Source organism: Mycobacterium shinjukuense (assembly GCF_010730055.1).
In the GTDB taxonomy this organism is placed as follows: domain Bacteria; phylum Actinomycetota; class Actinomycetes; order Mycobacteriales; family Mycobacteriaceae; genus Mycobacterium; species Mycobacterium shinjukuense.
This window is the reverse complement of sequence record NZ_AP022575.1, coordinates 1,974,810-1,990,438: the sequence shown is the minus strand read 5'-3', so window position 1 is coordinate 1,990,438 and position 15,629 is coordinate 1,974,810. Positions and strand designations below refer to the sequence as shown.

Here is a 15,629-nt window from a genome sequence, read left to right as displayed (position 1 = left end):
ATTCGGCAGTCGAATCCGGATAGGTTTGGTTCCCATCCGGTGGCTGCGCGGGGAGGACGATGATGTCGTTTGTGGTGGCGGCTACCGACGTGGTGGCCGCGGCCGCGGCCGATTTGGCGGGCATCGGTTCGTCGCTGGGTGAGGCCACTGCCTCGCTGGCGGCCATGACCACCGCGGTGGCGGCGCCGGGTGGGGACGAGGTGTCGGCGGCGGTGGCGTCGGTGTTCTCCGCTTACGGGGCGTCATATCAGGCGCTGAGTGCGCAGGCGTCGCAGTTTCATGCCCAGTTTGTGCAAGCGTTGAGCGCCGGCGGGAACGCTTATGCACGCGCTGAGGCAGCCAATGCCGGTCCGCTGCAGGCCGTGCAGCAAGATGTGCTGAATCTGATCAACGCCCCCACCAACGCGTTACTGGGGCGTCCGCTGATCGGCAATGGCGCCGACGCGACCACCCCGGGCGGCAATGGTGGGGACGGAGGGTTGTTGTACGGCAATGGCGGCAACGGCGCGGATGGCGGGCAAGGTCAGGCCGGTGGTAGGGGCGGGGATGCCGGGCTGATCGGCAACGGTGGGGCCGGCGGGGCGGGCGGGATCGGTGGGGCTGGTGGGTCCGGAGGGCGTGGGGGCTGGTGGTATGGCGACGGTGGCGCCGGGGGCAACGGCGGCGCCGGCGGTATCGGCGGTGCGGGTGGCGCCACCGGATTGATCGGCAACGGCGGCGGACGGGGAGCGAAGGCGGTCGGCGGAAGGGGAAGGCGGCCGGCGGCGATGGCGGTGGCAAGGCGGCGGCGGGCCGGGCTGATCGGCGATGGGGGTGCTGGCGGGCGGGGCCGGGCGGCACGGCGGGCGGGCGGCGGCGGGGGGCGGGCGGTGTGGGACCACGGGCAACGTCGGCGCTTCCGGTGGGGCCGGTGGCAGTGGTGGCGCCGGGGGCGCGGCCGGGCTGTTCGGAACCGGCGCGTCCGGCGGGGCCGGTGGGGCCGGGGGAGCTGGGGGTAGCGACAACGGCAACGTGCTCACCGGCGGGGCTGGTGGGGCCGGCGGTGCTGGTGGGGCCGGTGGGGCTGGCGGTTGGCAGTTCGGGTCTGGTGGGGCTGGTGGCACCGGTGGGGCCGGCGGCGACGGCGGTTACAACAACACCAGCGGCCACAGCGCCGGTGCGGGCGGAGATGGCGGAGCCGGCGGGGCGGGTGGCCGTGCCGCGCTGCTGTACGGCACCGGAGGGGCCGGCGGCGATGGCGGCACCGCTGGCAGGGGCGGCAACACCGCCGGCGGCAGCGCAGGTGATGGCGGCGCGGGTGGCGCTGGCGGGGCGGGTGGCCACAGTGGGTGGCTGCTCGGAAACGGCGGCACTGGCGGGCAGGGGAGCACCGGTGGCGACGGTGGGTCCGCCACTTTTGGCGGCACCGAGGGGGACGGCGGTGACGGTGGCGCCGGTGGCAACGGCGGCGACAGCTGGCTGGTCGGCTACGGTGGCAACGGCGGGGACGGTGCGGCCGGTGGGACCGGCTCCACCGATGGCGCCCCTGGGGCCGGCGGCAAGGGCGGCACCGGCGGATGGCTCTATGGGGCCGCCGGAACGTCAGGGACATAGCCTGCGGCGGTGGACCCGGCATGACCGGCCGCCTCGGCAACTACGCTGCCGGGTGCGCCGACCGCCAGGTCGAGCGTGATAGTCGGCGAGCGCGGTGTTAGCCGGGAAGCTTGGCCGCCGCCTGCTCGTCCAGCAGCCAAAGCGTCTTCTCTCGCCCGACGGCACCGGCGGCCGGCAGTGCAACCGGATCCGCGCCGCCGATGGCGGCGGCCACCGCGTCGGCCTTGCCCGCGCCGGACACCATCAGCCAGACCTCGCGGGAACGTCGAATCGCGGGCAGGGTCAAGCTGATTCGTTGCGGCGGCGGTTTGGGGCAGTCTGGCACCGGGACCACCAGACGGGCGGTCTCCCGCACCGCCGCGGTGTAGGGGAACAGCGAGTTGATGTGCCCCTCGGGCCCCATTCCCAGCAGGTGGACATCGAAGTTCGGCGCCACGTCGCCGGGAGCGGCGTGGGCGGCCAACACCTGTTCGTATGCCCGTGCCGCGGCGTCCAGGTCGGTGCCGTACGCACCGTCGCTGGCGGCCATGGGGTGCACCTGGCCTGACGGGATGTGGACGTGATCGAGCAGCGCCACGCGCGCCTGCTTGTGGTTGCGCTCGTCGTCGTCTTCGGGGACGTAGCGGTCGTCGCCCCAGAACACGTGCACCTTGGACCAGTCGATCCGCGATCCCTCGCCGGCGAGGTAACGCAGCAGCGCGATGCCGTTGCCCCCGCCGGTGAGCACGATCGCCGCTTGCCCACGTGCCGCCAGCGAGGTGTGGATGGTGTCGATCAGGCGGGCCGCCGCCGCCTCGACCAGGCCCTGGCTGTCCGGGAATACCTCGATTCCGGTGCTCACACGTATTGCACCTTCTTGATGCCTTCGAGGGCGGCGAAGTAGATCTCGTCGGGATCCAGCCGCCGCAGGTCTTCGGCCAGGCACTCACCGGTCACCCTGCGCGCCAACGGAACCAGGGCATCGGGCTTGGCCGTGCGGCTCAGGGTGGCGGTGATTCCCTCCTGGGGCCGGCGCAGCACGATGGTCTCGCTCCTGCGCACCAGCTCGACCTTCAGCTCACCGACCGCTCGGCGCACCGGGCCGTCGATCCGGCTGGCCAGCCAACCCGCGAGCACATCCAGCGCCGGCTCGGTTTTCAGACCGGACACCAGCGCCGACTCGATCGGCTCGTGCGGCGGCTGGTCAACGGCCGAGGTCAGCAGGGCGCGCCAGTAGGTGATGCGGCTCCAGGCCAGGTCGGTGTCCCCGGCGGTATAACCGGGCAGCCGGCTCTTGATCGCCGACAACGGGTCGACACCATTGGTGGCATCGGTGATACGCCGAATTGCCAACTTGCCCAGCGGATCCTGGGCCGGCACCGCGGGGGCGATGTCGGGCCACCACGCCACCACCGGGATATCGGGAAGCAGGAAGGGGATCACGACGCTGTCGGCGTGACCGGCCAGCGGTCCGGACAGCCGCAGCACCACCACCTCTCCGGCGCCGGCGTCACCGCCGACCCGCAGTTGGGCGTCTAGCCGCGGCTCGTCGGCGTACGGATCGCCCCTCATCGCGACGATGATCCGGCTGGGATGCTCGTGGCTGGCGCCGTTGGCGGCTTCAATGGATTCTTCGAGTACCGCCTCGCTCTCCGGGGCGATGATCAGCGTCAGCACCCGGCCCATCGCGACGGCGCCGATTCTCTCACGCAACTGGTCGAGCTTCTTGTTGACCGCCGTGGTGGTGGTAGCGGGCAGGTCGATGATCATCTGCGCCGCTCTCCCCCGCAAGCGGGTGGTACCCCCACCTCATCGCTTCGTCCCCCGCAAGCGGGCGGTGCCCCCACTGCATCGTCGCCGGCGCGGATCATGGCCGCCGCCATTCCCGGCCGGTGCGGCGCAGCATCGCGAAGGCCGACTCCGGACCCCAGGTGCCCGCCTCATACGGGTCGGGCCTGCCATGCGCGGCCCAATAATCCAGGGCGGGATCGATTATCTCCCAAGCCAATTCGACCTCTGCGTTCACCGGAAACAGCGACGGCTCGCCGAGCAGCACGTCAAGGATGAGCCGCTCGTAGGCCTCGGGTGAATCCTCGGCGAACGCCGAGCCGTAGGAGAAGTCCATGTTGACGTCGCGGACCTCCATCGCGGTGCCGGGCACTTTGGACCCGAACCGCAACGTGACGCCCTCGTCGGGCTGGACCCGGATGACCATGGCATTGGTCCCGAGCTCGTCGGTCATGGTGGCGTCGAACGGCAGATGCGGAGCGCGCTTGAAGACCAAAGCGATCTCGGTCACCCTGCGGCCCAGTCGTTTTCCGGTGCGCAGGTAGAACGGCACCCCGGCCCAGCGGCGGGTGTCGACCTCGAGGGTGATGGCGGCGAAGGTCTCAGTGGTGGAATCCCTGGCGAACCCCTCCTCGTCGAGCAGCCCAACCACCTTTTCCCCGCCCTGCCAGCCGGCGACGTACTGGCCGCGGCTGGTGGTCTGGTCCAGCGGCTCGGCCAGCCGCGTCGCCGAGAGCACCTTGATCTTTTCGGTTTGCAAGGCCTTCGGGTTGAAGCTGACCGGCTCCTCCATCGCGGTCAGCGCCAGCAGCTGCATGAGATGGTTCTGGATGACATCGCGGGCCGCGCCGATACCGTCGTAGTAGCCAGCGCGCCCGCCCAGCCCGATGTCTTCGGCCATGGTGATCTGCACGTGGTCGACATAGTGCGCATTCCAGACCGGGTCGAACAGCTGATTGGCGAACCGCAGCGCCAAGATGTTCTGCACCGTCTCTTTGCCCAGGTAATGGTCGATCCGGAAGACCGACTCCTCGGGAAAGACCGTGTTGACCGCCTTGTTCAGCTCGCGGGCGCTGTCCAGGTCATGGCCAAACGGTTTCTCGATGACTACCCGGCTCCACCGGTTACCCTGTGGGCGGGCCAGCCCGGATTTGTGCAGCTGTTCGCAGACCACCGGGAACGACTTGGGCGGGATCGCCAGGTAGAAGGCGTGATTGCCACCGGTGCCGCGCTCCGCGTCAAGCTTCTCCAATGTCTCGGCAAGGCGGGCGAACGCCGCGTCGTCATCGAAAGCTCCTGGTACGAAACGGAATCCCTCGGCCAGCCGGTCCCAGTTAGCCTGTCGAAAGGGCGTCCGGCAGTGCGCTTGAACGGCGTTGTACACCACCTCGCCGAAGTCCTCGGTGTCCCAATCCCGACGGGCGAAGCCAACCAGGGAGAACGTGGGGGGCAGCAGGCCGCGGTTGGCCAGGTCGTAGACGGCCGGCATCACCTTCTTGCGGGCCAGGTCGCCGGTGACACCGAAAATCACCATGCCGCAGGGGCCGGCGATTCTGGGCAGCCGCTTATCCCGCTTGTCGCGTAACGGGTTATGCCACTGGGCGGCGGTGCGGACCGGGCTCATTTGGCGGCAGCGTCGAGGTGTGCCTGGATTTCCTTGAGCAACTCGGTCCAGGACGCCTCGAACTTCTGCACGCCCTCGTTCTCCAGCACGACGAACACGTCGGCCAGGTCGATGCCGACCGCGGCGAGCTGGTCGAACACCGCTTGGGCGGCCGAGGCGGTGCCGCTGACCGTGTCACCGCGGATCAGACCGTGGTCGGCGACGGCCTCAATGGTGTGCTCCGGCATGGTGTTCACCGTGTGTGGCGCGACCAGCTCGGTGACGTAGAGGGTATCCGCGTAGGCGGGGTTCTTGACGCCGGTGGAAGCCCACAGCGGTCGTTGCACCCGGGCTCCGTCGGCTTTGAGCGCCCGGAAGCGATCGTCTGTGTCGAAGACCTCCTGATAGGCGGCATACGCCAGCCGGGCATTGGCCACCCCGGCCTGACCGCGCAACGCGAGCGCTTCCCGCGAGCCGATCTTGTCCAGTCTCTTGTCGATTTCGGTGTCCACCCGGGAGACGAAAAATGATGCCACCGAATGGATCTTGGACAGGTCATGTCCGGCTTCGGCGGCCTTCTGCAGCCCGGCCAGGTAGGCCTCCATCACCTCGCGGTGCCGCTCGACGGAGAAGATCAGCGTGACGTTGACCGAAATCCCTTCCGCCAGCACAGCGGTGATGGCCGGCAGGCCGGCCCTGGTGGCCGGGATCTTGATGAACAGGTTGGGCCGGTCGACGATCTTCCACAGCTCGATGGCCTGCAGGATGGTCTTGTCGGTGTCGTGTGCCAGCCGTGGGTCGACCTCGATTGACACCCGGCCGTCGACCCCGTCGGAAGCCTCCCACTCACGCGCCAGCACGTCGCACGCGCTGCGCACGTCGTCGGTGGTGACGGTGCGGACGGTGGCGTCCACGTCGGCGCCGCGCTCGGCCAGCTCGGCGATCTGGGCGTCGTAGGCATGGCCCTCCGACAGCGCCTTCTGAAAGATCGACGGGTTGGTGGTGACGCCGACGACGCTCTTGGTGTCGATCAGCTCGCGCAGGTTGCCGGACCTTAGCCGGTCCCGCGACAGGTCGTCCAGCCACACGGACACCCCTGCGGCGCTCAACGCCGCGAGGTGAGGGTTCTGGGCCATCGTCAATCACCCTTTCTCAGTTGTCGAGAGCTTGTTCCGCGGCGGCGGCCACCGCTTCGGCGGTGAAGCCGTACTCCCGGAACAGGGTCTGGTAATCCGCCGATGCGCCGTAGTGCTCGATCGACACGATCTCGCCCGTGTCGCCCACCAACTTGTGCCAGCACTGCGCGACGCCGGCTTCGACGGCGACCCGGGCCGACACCGCCGGTGGCAGCACGGCATCCCGGTACTCGTCGGGCTGGGACTCGAACCACTCCACGCACGGCATCGACACCACTCGGGCGATGATGTCCTTGTCCGCCAACAACTTCTGCGCCGTGACCGCGAGCTGCACCTCGGATCCGGTGGCGATCAGAACCACGTCGGGATCCTCACCCGGTTCCAGGCCACCATCGCTGAGCACGTAGCCACCGCGGGCCACACCCTCGGCGCTGGTGCCCTCCAGCACCGGCACACCTTGGCGGGTCAGGATCAGGCCAACCGGGCCACTTCCGTTGCCGCGGGCCAGGATCGTGCGCCAGGCATAGGCCGTCTCGTTGGCGTCGGCCGGGCGCACCACCGACAGCCGGGGGATGGCGCGCAGTGCCGCAAGATGCTCGATCGGCTGGTGGGTCGGGCCGTCCTCGCCGAGGCCGATCGAATCGTGCGTCCACACGTAGATGGTGTCGATGTCCATCAGCGCGGCCAACCGCACCGCCGGGCGCATGTAGTCGGAGAACTGCAAAAACGTGCCGCCGTAGGCCCGGGTGGGCCCGTGCAGCACGATGCCGGACAGGATGGCGGCCATCGCGTGTTCGCGAACACCGAAATGCAGCGTGCGGCCGTACCAGTGCGCGGTGTATTCCTTGGTCGAAATCGACGGCGGGCCAAAGGAATCGGCCCCCTTGATGGTGGTGTTGTTGCTGCCGGCCAGGTCGGCCGAACCGCCCCAGAGCTCGGGCAGTTTCGGCCCGACGGCGGCCAGCACCGCACCCGAGGCCGCGCGGGTGGCCAGCGCCTTGGACCCCGGTTCCCAGCGCGGCAGGTCGGCGTCCCAGCCGTCGGGCAACTTCTGCGCGAGCAGCCGGTCCAGCAGCGCCTTGCGTTCGGGTTCGCGCCGCGCCCAGCTGTCGAATTCGAGCTGCCAGCGGTCGTGGGCCTGTTTGCCGCGGGCCACCAGCCCTCGGGTGTGGGTGAGGACGTCCCCGCGGACCTCGAACGTCTTGTCCGGGTCGAAGCCGAGGATTCGCTTGACGGCGGCCACCTCGTCGTCACCCAGGGCCGCGCCGTGCGCCTTGCCGGTGTCCATCAGGTTCGGCGCGGGATAGCCGATGACGGTGCGCAGCGAGATGAACGAGGGCCGGTCGGTGACGGCCTTGGCGTTGGCGATGGCCTCCTCGATGCCGACGACGTTCTCGCCGCCCTCTACCTCCTGCACGTGCCAGCCGTACGCGCGGTATCGGGCGGCGGTGTCCTCACACAGCGCGATGTTGGTGTCGTCCTCGATCGAGATCTGGTTGCGGTCGTAGAACACGATGAGGTTGCCCAGCTGTTGGACCGCCGCCAGCGACGACGCCTCCGAGGTGACCCCCTCTTCGATGTCGCCGTCGGAGGCGATGACGTAGATGTAGTGGTCGAACGGGCTGGTCCCCGGCTCGGCGTCCGGATCCAACAGGCCGCGCTCGTAGCGCGAGGCCATCGCCATCCCGACCGCGGACGCCAGACCCTGGCCTAGTGGGCCGGTGGTGATCTCCACGCCCCTGGTGTGGCGAAACTCCGGGTGCCCGGGGGTCTTAGATCCCCAGGTGCGCAGCGACTCGATGTCGGACAGTTCCAGGCCGAAGCCGCCGAGGTAGAGCTGGATGTAGAGGGTCAGGCTGCTGTGCCCGGCCGACAGCACGAACCGGTCGCGGCCCAGCCAACCGGTGTCGCTGGGATCGTGCCGCATCACCCGCTGAAACAGCGTGTACGCCAACGGGGCCAGGCTCATCGCCGTCCCGGGGTGGCCGTTGCCGACCTTTTGGACGGCGTCGGCGGCCAGCACCCGGATGGTGTCGACCGCAGCCGAATCGATCTCGGTCCAGTCGTCGGGATGGCGCGGTTCGGTAAGCGCGGAGATCTCTTCGAGTGTGGTCACAAATTCAGTCCTTGGGTCATCGAAATGATCAATGCTCACCCTAGTCCGGCGACGAGGTGGGCTGGAACTGCCCGCGGTGAAAGGGAGCGCGTCGACCCGCGAACCCTTGACAAAAATCTGTGCCAATCGACCCTGCGGCCCTACGGCTGTGGTCCCGCGGTCTACCATCGTCCGTAGTAGAAGCTGCGCGCGGCTGCGATTCCCGAGGAGTTTATGCGTGAGCGTTCGCGGGCTCGTCGCGCCGAGCCGAACACCTGGCCGGATAACCCGGACGGCGCTGGCCTACCTGGCGTTGACCAAACCGCGGGTCATTGAGCTGCTGGTGGTCACCGCGATCCCGGCGATGCTGCTTGCGAACCGCGGCACCGTTCACCCGCTCCTGATGCTGAACACGCTTGTCGGCGGGATGATGGCCGCCGGCGGCGCCAACACGCTCAACTGTGTGGCCGACGCCGATATCGACAAGGTGATGCAGCGGACCGCGCGTCGACCGCTGGCGCGCGCCGCAGTGCCAACCCGAAACGCGCTGGCCCTCGGCCTGATGCTGAGTGTGGGCTCGTTCTGCTGGTTGTGGTGGACGACCAACCTGCTATCGGGGCTGCTCGCCGTCGCCACCGTCGCGTTCTACGTGCTCGTCTATACCCTGCTGCTCAAGCGGCGCACCTCGCAAAACGTGGTGTGGGGCGGCGCGGCCGGCTGCATGCCGGTGATGATCGGTTGGTCGGCGATCACCGGCGGCATTGCCTGGCCGGCGCTGGCGATGTTCGCGGTCATCTTCTTCTGGACGCCTCCGCACACCTGGGCATTGGCGATGCGGTACAAGCAGGACTACCAAGTCGCCGGTGTGCCGATGCTGCCGGCCGTGGCGACCGAGCGCGAGGTGACCAAGCGGATCCTGATCTACACCTGGCTGACCGTGTTGGCCACGCTGGTCCTCGCGTTGGCGGCCGGGTGGCTGTATGCCGCGGTGGCCCTGGTGGCCGGGGTCTGGTTTCTGGCGATGGCCCACCAGCTCTATGCCGGGGTCTGCGCCGGTGAACCGGTGAAGCCGTTGCGGCTGTTTTTCCAGTCGAACAACTACCTGGCGACGGTGTTCTGCGCGCTGGCGGTGGATTCGGCGATCGCGCTGCCGACCGTGTTGTGATCCGACGGCTGACCTCGACTCGGTCGCCGACTACGGAACCAGCACGATCGAGCCGGTGGTCTTGCGGCCTTCCAGGTCTTGGTGGGCGCGCGCCGCGTCGGACAGCCGATAGCGCCCGCCGACGTCGACGGTGACGGCCCCGCTGCCGAGCACGTCGAACAGCTCGGCGGCCCGCCAGCCGAATTCCTCGCCGGTGCGGATGAAGTGGGCCAGCGAGGGCCTGGTGAGGTACACCGACCCGGCGTAGTTGAGGCGCTGCGGATCGACCGGGGGAACGGGTCCGCTGGAGGCGCCGAACAGGGCCAGCGTCCCGCGGACGGCCAGGCTGGCCAGGCTGGCGTCGAACGTCGTCGCCCCGACCCCGTCGTACACCGCCGCCACCCCCGCGCCTCCGGTGAGGGCCCGAACCCGCTGGCCGAACTGGTAGGCGTCGTCCGGGTAGGGGAGCACCTCGGCGGCGCCGGCCTGCCGGGACAGCCGCTCCTTGTCCGCGGTCGAGACGGTGGTGATCACCCGGACGCCGAGGTGGGTGGCCCATTGCGTGAGGATCAGCCCGACGCCACCGGCGCCGGCATGCACCAGCACACTGTCGCCGCTGTGCACCGGGTACACCGACTTGAGCAGGTAGTGCGCGGTTAAGCCCTTCAGCAGCACCGCGGCGGCCACCTCGGAACTCACACCATCGGGCACCTTGGCAGTCAAAAACGCTGGCGCCGTGCAGAATTCGGCATAGGCGCCGTTCGCCGAGGCGCTGACCACCCGGTCGCCCACACCGATGTCGCCGCCGTCGCCCCCCTCGCCCAGAGCCGCCACCGTCCCGCACACCTCGGAGCCTGGGACGAACGGCAGCGGGCGCGGATACTGCCCGGTGCGGAAGTAGGTGTCGATGAAGTTCACGCCGATGGCCTCGGCCTTGATCAACAGCTCACCGTGGCCGGGTTTGGGCTCGGACACGTCGGTGTGGCGCAGCACCTCCGGGCCGCCGGTTTCGCTGACTTCGATTGCGTGCATCTGGATATCATGCCCGACCATGAAGCTCGCCCGGCCGGACGTCTTCCATCCGCGCATCGTGTTGGCGGGCTGTCCGGAGCGGGTGGCCGGTGACGACGACGACGAGGGACTGGTCGCCGCGCTGCGCCAGCGCGGGCTGCATGCCCGCTGGCTGTCCTGGGACCACCCGGACGTTGGCCGCGCGCATCTGGTGATCCTGCGGGCCACCCACGACTACCCCGGGCGGCTCGATGAGTTCCTGGCCTGGACCGCCACGGTGCAGAACCTGCTGAACCCCCCGGCCGTGGTGGCCTGGAACGTCGACCGGCGCTACCTGCGCGACCTGCAGGCGCGGGGCGTGCCGACGGTGCCCGGCCATGCGTATCCACCGGGCGCGCGGGCCCGGCTGCCGCGGCGCGGCGCCGTCTTCATCGGCCCGACCATCGGCACCGGGGTGCGGCGTGGCCGCGATCGGTCGGCGGCCGCCGGCTACATCGCCGAGCTGCATGCCGGTGGCCGCAGCGTTTTCGTGCAGCCCGCCGACGCCGCCTCCGAGACGGTGCTGGTCTTCCTGGGTGGCGAGCCGTCGCACGCGTTCACCGTTCAGCAGGACTCCCTTCGTCAGGTCGAGCCGGACTTCGAAGCCTGGGATGTGGGCGCCGGCGCGGTGGCCGCCGCGGCCGCCCAGGTGGGCGTCGACGCCGAGGAGCTGCTGTATGCGCGGGCGCATGTGGTGGCGGACGGGTCGGGTAACCCCCGGTTGCTGGAGCTGCAATTGGTGGACCCGTCGCTGGGCTGGCGTCGGTTGGACGCCGACACCCGCGACCTCGCCCAGCGCAGGTTCGCGGTGCGCGTGCAGTCAGCTTTGGAGCGGCTCGGGCTTGGCCCGTTTTCGCATCGACGCCCATAACGCGGCGGTGGCCGCCGTGCACGCCGCGGCGCCGGCCACGTGGATGGCGACCAGGGCGGCCGGCACCCCGGTGAAGTACTGCGCGGTGCCGACACCGGCCTGCGTGAAAACCAGGGCGAGCAGCACGGCCAGCCGCAGCAGGACCGCCCGGGCGGCTTGCACCGCCCACAGCCCGAACCCGAGGCCGACCAGCAGCGCGAGATAGGACACCAGCAGCGACGAATGCATGTGCACCAGGGTGGTGATCGCGACCCGCAGCCGCGGCACCGTCCGGGTGGGGCTGCGGTCGCCGGCGTGCGGGCCGGCCGCGGTCACCAGCGTGCCCGTCACCAGCACCGCGGCCAGATTCAGCGCGCTCAACCCGGTCAGCGCGCGCAGCGGCCCGGCCACCCGCCGGTGGGCCACGCCGTCGTCGGGCTCACCGATCTTGACGTAGAGCAGCACCGACAGCCACACCATGGTCATCGAGGCGAGCAGGTGGATGGCCACCGTCCACCACAGCAGCCCGGTGCGCACGGTGACGCCCCCGATGACGGCCTGGATCACCGTCGACGCCGGCATCAGCCACGCGTAGACCCGCACCTCGGGCCGTCGGCGCGCGACCGTGACCGCCACCACGGCCAGCGCGGCGGTGACGGCCACCGCGAGGGTGACCATCCGGTTGCCGAACTCGACCGCCTGGTGGATGCGCGGCACCTCGGCGACCGCCACCGGGGTAAAGCTGCCCGGAAAGCACTGCGGCCAGGTCGGGCAGCCCAGGCCCGACGCCGTGACCCGCACGATCGCGCCGGTGACCGCGATGCCGCCCTGGGTGAGGATGACGGCCGCGGCGATGACCCGCTGGACACGCAGAGTGGGGGACACCGCCCGATCGTAAGGCACTGAAAACTACACGCTGTAGTACGGGACTGCCGGTCGGCGGCCGGTCAGGTGAACCGGAACCAGCGCCGCGCGGCCAGCGCCGCCACCATGCCCCACACCGCCAGCACCACCACCCCGAACCAGTCCACCGACAGCGTCATCGCCTGCGACAGCGCCTCGGTGAGCGCGCCCGACGGGGTCAGCCGGGAAAGCCATTTCACCGCCGTCGGGATCACGTTCGACTCGAGGGTGAGCGCACCGAAACCGGCGAAGACGAACCACATCAGGTTGGCGACCGCGAGCACGATCTCGGCCCGCAGCGTGCCGCCGAGCAGCAGACCGAGCGCCGCAAAGCCCGCGGTGCCCAGCGCGATGACCGCCGCTCCGAGGCACAGGGCCGCCACTGGGGGCCGCCAGCCGAGCGCAAAACCGATGGCGCCCAACATGATTGCCTGCAGAAACACCACGGCGACCACCGCCAGCGACTTGCCGGCGATGATTCCCCACACCGGCAGCGGGGTGGCCCCGAGCCGTTTCAAGGCTCCGTAGCGACGATCGAACGCGACCGCGATGGCCTGCCCGGTGAACGCGGTGGAGACCACCGCCAACCCCATGATCACCGGCACGAAGGTAGCCGCGCGGTGCTGGCCGAACGAGCCGAGCGGCAGCACGGTGAGCCCGACCAGCAGGGTGATCGGGATGAACATGGTCAGCAGCAGTTGCTCGCCGTTGCGCAACAGCAGCTTCAATTCCAGGCTGACCTGCGCGGCCAGCATCCGGGGCACGGCGTTGGGGCGCGGGTCCGGGGCGAAGGTGCCCGCGGGAAATGGTGGGCCGTCGGGCGCATCAGGGGTCACGGCCGCAACCTCCTGCCGGTGAGATCCAGGAACACATCCTCTAGGCTGCGCTGCTCGACGCGCAGGTCGGTGGCCAGCACGTCGATTTGCGCGCACCACGCCATGACCGTGGCCAGCACCTGCGGGTCGACCGGACCCTCGACCAGGTACTCGCCCGGCGTCACCTCGCTGGCCTGGTAGTCCTCCGGCAGCGCGGCGGCCAGCAGCGACAGGTCCAGCCGCGGCGGCGCGGTGAACCGCACCTGGTCCTTGGCGCCGCTGCGCATCAGTTCGGCCGGTGTTCCCGCGGCCACCGGCACCCCGTGGTCGATGATCACCAGCCGGTCGGCGAGTTCCTCGGCCTCCTTGAGCTGATGGGTGGTCAGTACCACGGTCACGCCGTCGCGGCGCAGCGCGTCGATCAGCTCCCACACCAGCAGCCGGGCGTGGGCATCCAGACCGGCGGTGGGCTCGTCGAGGAACACCAGCTCGGGACGGCCGACCAGCGCACAGGCCAGCGCGAGCCGCTGCTGTTGCCCCCCGGACAGCCGTCGATAGGTGGTGCGGGCGGCGTCGGTGAGCCCCAGGGTGGCCAGCAGCCACCGGGGATCCAGCGGGTCGGCGGCGTAGGACGCCACCAGGTTCAGCATTTCGCCGGCGCGGGCCGCGGGGTAGCCGCCGCCGCCCTGCAACATCACACCGATGCGGGCGCGCAGCTTCGCGTTGTCGGCGATCGGGTCGAGTCCCAGCACCGTGATGGTGCCGGCGTCGGGGCGGACGAACCCCTCGCACATCTCGACGGTTGTCGTCTTCCCCGCGCCGTTGGGGCCGAGCAGGGCCATCACTTCGGCGGCGTGCACGTCCAGATCGAGGTTGGCGACGGCCGTCAGCGACCCGTATCGCTTGCACACCCCGCGCAGCGTGACAACCACGTCGGGGACCTTGGGGGCCGAGCTCACGTGGAGTCAGCGTAGGCGTCGGGTGCCGCCTTGGGACGAGTGGTGGCCCGCCGGGTCTGCGGGCCCGGCAGCGCGTCGGTGACCGCTTGCCGGTCGGGTTCGCCGTCCTCGGCCGGCAGCGGTCGCCACGGCAACCGGGTGTAGGTCAGCGCGATGAGCACCACCACGATGATGGCGCTGGCCAGCGTGGCGTCGACGATCTGGAACAGCGCGAAACGGTCGCCGTTGGCCGTGGGCCCGAAAATGCCGACGATGAGGGTGACCACGATCGCCGCCACCCGGAATCCGGTGCGGGTCGCCCAGGCGGCCAGCGGGATGATGGCCCACAGCAGGTACCAGGGCTGCACGACGGGAAACAGCAACACCGTGACGGCCAGCGCGACGCCCAGGCCGCCGACCGGGTGCAGCCGGCCGCGCAAGACGGCCAGCAGCAGCCAGGAGACCAGCACCGTGATGATCAGCACGCCGATGCCGCGGGTCAGCGACAGCACGGCGGTGGTGTGATCGCCCAGGCGCAGCAGGATGCCCACCTGGCCGGTGCCCAGGGCCAGCAGGGTCGGCGGCGACATCCAACTGCGCACCACGTTGGCGGTGCCCAGCGTGTAGACCCAGCCGAACCCGAGTCCACTGGCCCAGCCGACGCCGGCCATCACCGCCAACGACAACCCCGCCATCGCACCGCCGACCAGCAGCAGGGATCGCAGGGTGCCGCCCCAGCGGTTTGCCAGCGCCATCGTGACGAAGCCCAGCGCCAGCAGCGATGGCAGCTTGACCTGTGATGACAGCACGATCAGGACCGAACCGGCCAGCAGCATGCCCAGCGGATGCCAATCCCGGATGGACCGCCACGACGCCGGCAACAGTTGTGGCGCGTCGACACCGCGCAACGCGAACTCCACGCCGGCCAGCATCGGCCCGAGCATCAGCGCCTCGTTGTGGATGCCGGCGACCAGGTGCATGATCAGCAGCGGATTGGCCGCGCCCAGCCACAGCGCGCTGACCTCGGCGACGCCGCAGCGCCCGGCTAGCCTGGGAGTGGCCCACACGATCAAGGCCACACCGATCAACACCACCAATCGGTGACACAGCACGGCGGCGACGATGTTGTCCCCGGTCAGCGCGGAGATTCCGCGGCCGATCCACAAGAACAGCGGGCCGTAGGGCGCCGGCGTCTCCCGCCACAGGCTGGGCACCGACAGCGTGAACACGTGGCCGAGTCCCAAGCCGGAGGCCGGACCCACCCGATAGGGGTCCAGGCCGTCCCGGCCGATCTCACTTTGGGCCAGGTAGGAGTAGACGTCCTTGCTGTACATCGGCGGCGTGATCAGCAGCGGCAGCATCCACAACAGCAGGGTGCGGTCCAGCTCGCCGCGCGACATCCGCCGCTTGCCCAGCGCGAACCGGCCCAGCATCAGCCAGGCCAGCGCCATCATGACCGCCCCGGTGGTGGTCATGGTCAGCGACACCGTCTGGATTCGCGAGGGCAGGTTGAGCAGGCGGACCCCGAAGGTGGGGTCCTGGACGACGGGCCGCGCCCCAGCACCTAGGGCGCCGATGCCCATCAGGACGGTGCCGGTGGCGCCGAACAGCCGGGTACGCGCAACCGCGGTGAGCTCGGTGGCGGTCAGCGGCGAGCCCACCGTCTGCTCGTCGCCGTGCAGGCTGGCGATCGACGAGCTCAGACTGTGCTGGCGGGCTGCCATCAGAGCAGCGT

At 69.9% G+C, this 15,629-nt stretch carries 12 protein-coding genes and 2 pseudogenes; 3 read left to right on the top strand and 11 right to left on the bottom strand.

What is annotated here, in order from left to right; genetic code table 11:
- The first annotated feature begins 62 nt into the window (after positions 1-62).
- Positions 63-1,593, top strand: a pseudogene (locus G6N20_RS21775) (PE family protein).
- Positions 1,594-1,690: 97 nt separating this feature from the next.
- Here the strand turns inward: G6N20_RS21775 and pgl are convergent.
- From pgl to tkt, 6 genes and pseudogenes are all read right to left on the bottom strand, one after another.
- Positions 1,691-2,434: a 6-phosphogluconolactonase gene (gene pgl / locus G6N20_RS08695; protein WP_163662903.1), complete on the bottom strand. Its 744-nt coding sequence runs from the start codon at positions 2,432-2,434 to the stop codon at positions 1,691-1,693.
- On the bottom strand, positions 2,431-3,342 hold the full coding sequence (gene opcA, locus G6N20_RS08690) for a glucose-6-phosphate dehydrogenase assembly protein OpcA (protein ID WP_083049235.1): 912 nt from the start codon (positions 3,340-3,342) through the stop codon (positions 2,431-2,433). Before opcA ends, pgl begins: the two co-directional genes overlap by 4 nt.
- A 1-nt stretch (position 3,343) precedes the next feature.
- Positions 3,344-3,443: pseudogene (locus tag G6N20_RS22180) on the bottom strand (hypothetical protein); the annotation flags it as partial.
- Positions 3,440-4,984 (bottom strand): glucose-6-phosphate dehydrogenase, encoded by a 1,545-nt coding sequence (gene zwf, locus G6N20_RS08685; RefSeq protein WP_083049232.1) that lies wholly within the window; start codon positions 4,982-4,984, stop codon positions 3,440-3,442. The pseudogene G6N20_RS22180 and the gene zwf, both read right to left, overlap by 4 nt.
- The gene (tal, locus tag G6N20_RS08680; RefSeq protein ID WP_083049230.1) at positions 4,981-6,099 is read right to left on the bottom strand and encodes a transaldolase; all 1,119 of its coding nucleotides are present in this window, start codon (positions 6,097-6,099) and stop codon (positions 4,981-4,983) included. Before tal ends, zwf begins: the two co-directional genes overlap by 4 nt.
- Positions 6,100-6,115: 16 nt before the next feature.
- Positions 6,116-8,215, bottom strand: a complete 2,100-nt coding sequence (gene tkt, locus G6N20_RS08675; protein WP_083049228.1) for a transketolase — start codon at positions 8,213-8,215, stop codon at positions 6,116-6,118.
- Positions 8,216-8,432: 217 nt separating this feature from the next.
- On the opposite strand from tkt, the gene G6N20_RS08670 reads away from it, so the two are divergent.
- The gene (locus G6N20_RS08670; protein ID WP_083049225.1) at positions 8,433-9,359 is read left to right on the top strand and encodes a heme o synthase; all 927 of its coding nucleotides are present in this window, start codon (positions 8,433-8,435) and stop codon (positions 9,357-9,359) included.
- 30 nt (positions 9,360-9,389) lie between these two features.
- Here the strand turns inward: G6N20_RS08670 and G6N20_RS08665 are convergent, their stop codons facing one another.
- Positions 9,390-10,370 carry a quinone oxidoreductase family protein gene (locus G6N20_RS08665; RefSeq protein ID WP_083049244.1) on the bottom strand — a complete coding sequence of 327 codons (981 nt, stop codon included), beginning with the start codon at positions 10,368-10,370 and terminating at the stop codon, positions 9,390-9,392.
- Positions 10,371-10,389: 19 nt separating this feature from the next.
- Between G6N20_RS08665 and G6N20_RS08660 the strand changes: the two genes are divergently transcribed.
- A complete protein-coding gene (locus G6N20_RS08660) occupies positions 10,390-11,259 on the top strand; it encodes a hypothetical protein (RefSeq protein ID WP_083049222.1) in 870 nt (289 codons plus the stop codon).
- Here G6N20_RS08660 and G6N20_RS08655 read toward each other — a convergent pair.
- The 4 genes from G6N20_RS08655 to mptB all read right to left on the bottom strand — a co-directional run bounded on the left by G6N20_RS08655 (position 11,209) and on the right by mptB (position 15,618).
- Complete coding sequence (locus G6N20_RS08655) at positions 11,209-12,141, bottom strand: COX15/CtaA family protein (protein WP_083049219.1); 933 nt, start codon at positions 12,139-12,141, stop codon at positions 11,209-11,211. The two genes, G6N20_RS08660 and G6N20_RS08655, sit on opposite strands and share 51 nt — an antisense overlap.
- A 44-nt stretch (positions 12,142-12,185) precedes the next feature.
- A complete protein-coding gene (locus tag G6N20_RS08650; protein WP_232065518.1) occupies positions 12,186-12,896 on the bottom strand; it encodes an ABC transporter permease in 711 nt (236 codons plus the stop codon).
- 77 nt (positions 12,897-12,973) lie between these two features.
- Positions 12,974-13,915, bottom strand: a complete 942-nt coding sequence (locus tag G6N20_RS08645) for an ABC transporter ATP-binding protein (protein ID WP_083049215.1) — start codon at positions 13,913-13,915, stop codon at positions 12,974-12,976.
- Positions 13,912-15,618, bottom strand: a complete 1,707-nt coding sequence (gene mptB / locus G6N20_RS08640) for a polyprenol phosphomannose-dependent alpha 1,6 mannosyltransferase MptB (RefSeq protein WP_083049214.1) — start codon at positions 15,616-15,618, stop codon at positions 13,912-13,914. Before mptB ends, G6N20_RS08645 begins: the two co-directional genes overlap by 4 nt.
- Between the last annotated feature and the right edge of the window lie 11 nt (positions 15,619-15,629).

Excerpts from the sequence above, each read along its gene's own strand:
- mptB (WP_083049214.1), bottom strand. The coding sequence starts at position 15,618 with ATGGCAGCCCGCCAGCACAGTCTGAGCTCGTCGATCGCCAGCCTGCAC.
- G6N20_RS08665 (WP_083049244.1), bottom strand. The coding sequence starts at position 10,370 with ATGCACGCAATCGAAGTCAGCGAAACCGGCGGCCCGGAGGTGCTGCGC.
- opcA (WP_083049235.1), bottom strand. The coding sequence starts at position 3,342 with ATGATCATCGACCTGCCCGCTACCACCACCACGGCGGTCAACAAGAAG.
- G6N20_RS08660 (WP_083049222.1), top strand. The coding sequence starts at position 10,390 with ATGAAGCTCGCCCGGCCGGACGTCTTCCATCCGCGCATCGTGTTGGCG.
- tal (WP_083049230.1), bottom strand. The coding sequence starts at position 6,099 with ATGGCCCAGAACCCTCACCTCGCGGCGTTGAGCGCCGCAGGGGTGTCC.
- zwf (WP_083049232.1), bottom strand. The coding sequence starts at position 4,984 with ATGAGCCCGGTCCGCACCGCCGCCCAGTGGCATAACCCGTTACGCGAC.
- G6N20_RS08650 (WP_232065518.1), bottom strand. The coding sequence starts at position 12,896 with ATGCTGGCCGCGCAGGTCAGCCTGGAATTGAAGCTGCTGTTGCGCAAC.